Here is a 2,597-nt window from a genome sequence, read left to right on the forward strand (position 1 = left end):
CGTCACACCGGCGCCTCGATTCGGGCCAATGTTGTCCCTCCCATACGCACGATCAGGAGGAAGGACGTCTCCCATGACCCAAACCCTGCACAGCCCCAGCTGGTCCGGTCCGGACCAGCCCAGCACAGCCATGTCGCCGTTCAAACGTTTTGCGGCCCTGCCCGACGCCGCCGGACTCTACAACCCGGAGCACGAGAAGGACGCCTGCGGACTGGCCATCATCGCCACCCTGCGCGGCGAGCCCGGCTACGACATTGTGGCAGCCGCACTGACGGCCCTGCGCAACCTCGAACACCGCGGTGCCGTCGGCGCCGATGAGGGAACCGGCGACGGCGCCGGACTCCTCATGCAGGTGCCCGACGAGTTCTTCCGCGCCGTCGCCGACTTCGAACTCCCCGCCCCGGGCCAGTACGTCGTGGGCACCGCCTTCCTACCGGCCGAACAGCGTGAATCCGACGCCGCCAAGACGGGCATCGAGAGCCTCGCGGCCGACGAGGGCCTGACCGTCCTCGGCTGGCGCGAAGTCCCGATCGTAGCCGACTTGGTCGGTGCCATGGCCCGGGCCTGCATGCCCTACTTCGCGCAGCCGTTCTTCGCTTCCAGCACCGGCGAAACGCTCACGCGCAACGAACTCGATTCCCGCGCCTGGCGGATCCGCAAGCGCGCGCAGAACAAGTTCGGCGTGTACTTCCCCTCGCTGTCGTCCCGGACCATCGTTTACAAGGGCATGCTGACCACCGCGCAGCTGGAACCGTTCTACCCGGACCTTTCGGACACCCGCTTCAAGACCAAGCTCGCGATCGTCCACTCGCGCTTCTCCACCAACACCTTCCCGTCCTGGCCGCTGGCCCAGCCCTTCCGCACCATCGCGCATAACGGCGAGATCAACACGGTCAAGGGCAACCGGAACTGGATGCGCGCCCGCCAGTCGCAGCTGGCCAACCCGCTGCTCGGGAACAGCCCGGAAGAGCTGTACCCCATCTGCACCCCCGGCGCCTCGGACTCCGCATCCTTCGACGAGGTCGCGGAGTTGCTCTGGCTCTCCGGCCGGCCCATCACGCACTCGATCATGATGATGATCCCCGAGGCCTGGGAAAACCACGCCACGATGGACCCAGCCCGGCGCGCGTTTTACGAATACCACTCGCTGCTGATGGAGCCGTGGGACGGCCCCGCCGCCGTCTCCTTCACCGACGGCAACCTCGTCGGCGCCACCCTGGACCGCAACGGGCTGCGCCCGGGCCGGTACTGGATCACCGAGGACGGCCTGGTCGTTTTCGCCTCCGAAGTCGGCGTGATCGACGTCGAACCCGCCAAGGTGGTCAAGAAGGGCCGCGTCTCACCCGGCAAGATGTTCCTCGTGGACACCGACGCCGGCCGGGTCATCGACGACGCCGAGGTCAAGGCCGAGGTCGCCGCAGCCAACCCGTGGGCCGAATGGGTCAAGGACAACCTGATCGACCTCAAGGACCTGCCCGAACGCGAGCACGTCGTGCACACCGCCGCCTCGGTCAACATCCGCCAGCGCACGTTCGGCTACACCACCGAGGAACTGAAGATCCTGCTCGGCCCGATGGCCCGCACCGGCGCAGAACCCCTGGGTGCCATGGGCTCGGACACCCCGGTGGCAGTCCTCTCCAAACGGCCGCGGCTGCTCTTCGATTACTTCGTGCAATCCTTCGCCCAGGTCACCAACCCGCCGCTGGACGCGATCCGCGAGGAACTCGTCACCTCCCTGACCTGCGCAATCGGCCCCAACGGCAACCTGCTGGATACCAAACAGGTCCGGCAGCCCCAGGTTTCGCTGCCGTTCCCGGTGATCAACAACGACCAGTTGGCCAAGATCGCGAACATCGACAACGCCGACGGCGACCGGGTCGCCATGAAGGTCCGCGGCCTGTACCGCCCCGAGGGCGGCGAACACGCCCTGCGCGCCCGGTTGACCGAAATCTGCGAGCAGGTCTCGGGCGCCATCAACCGCGGCGTGCAGTACGTCGTGCTCTCGGACCGTGACTCGAACGCCCAGTGGGCKCCGATYCCGTCCCTGCTGCTGGTCAGCGCCGTGCACCACCACCTGCTGCGCAGCGCCAACCGCACCAAGACGGCGCTCGTAGTCGAGGCCGGCGACGTCCGCGAAACCCATCACGTGGCCGTGCTGATCGGCTACGGCGCCTCCGCCGTGAACCCGTACCTGGCGATGGAATCCGTCGAACAGCTGATCGCGGCGGGCGACGTCGTCGGCGTCACCCCGCAGGACGGCGTCTACAACCTGATCAAGGGCCTCGGCAAGGGCGTCCTGAAGATCATGTCCAAGATGGGCATTTCCACCGTCGCCTCCTACACCGGCGCCCAGACCTTCGAAGCGCTCGGCCTGGGCCAGGACCTCGTGGACGAGTACTTCGCCGGCACGAACTCCCAGCTGGGCGGCGTCGGCCTCGACGTCGTCGCCGCGGAAGTCGCGGCGCGCCACCGGATGGCGTACCCGGAGAACGGCATCGAAGTCCCGCACCAGCCCCTGCTGGGCGGCGGAGAGTACCAGTGGCGCCGGGACGGCGAGCCGCACCTGTTCAACCCGGAGACCGTGTTCCGGCTGCAGC

General features: G+C 67.7%; 1 protein-coding gene. It reads left to right on the forward strand.

Features of this window, described 5'->3' with window-relative positions:
- Nucleotides 1-73: 73 nt before the first annotated feature.
- The coding region (locus AB4Y86_RS16435; protein WP_441403246.1) for a glutamate synthase central domain-containing protein at nt 74-2,597 on the forward strand (2,524 nt) is incomplete at its 3' end.

Origin of the sequence: Arthrobacter sp. 2YAF22_2 (assembly GCF_052114645.1) — a bacterium.
GTDB lineage: Bacteria > Actinomycetota > Actinomycetes > Actinomycetales > Micrococcaceae > Arthrobacter.